This window comes from Mesorhizobium sp. M1A.T.Ca.IN.004.03.1.1, assembly GCF_003997555.1.
Classification (GTDB): Bacteria; Pseudomonadota; Alphaproteobacteria; order Rhizobiales; family Rhizobiaceae; genus Mesorhizobium.
Genome location: NZ_RZTV01001158.1, coordinates 1 through 233, shown reverse-complemented (window position 1 = coordinate 233; position 233 = coordinate 1). Strand labels below are relative to the sequence as shown.

Below are 233 nucleotides of genomic sequence, written 5' to 3'. Positions count from 1 at the left end.
GCATTGCTTACCTGCTGGCCTCGATCTTTCCCGCACGCATCGCATGTTGCGCAGCGATGTCGCTGGGATGGCAGCCCGGCGAACCCGCGACGCCGCCGTTCGAGCAGGCAAGGGCATTCTGGTATCAGTGGTTCATGGCAACGAAGCGCGGTGAGGAAGTTGTCCGCCACAACGGTCGCGAATTCGCGCGCTTCCTGTGGGAGAGCTGGAGCCCTTCAGGATGGTTTGATGAC

General features: G+C 61.8%; 1 pseudogene. It reads left to right on the top strand.

The features are described 5' to 3' along the window. Positions 1–233: pseudogene (locus EOD29_RS36930) on the top strand (alpha/beta hydrolase); the annotation flags it as partial.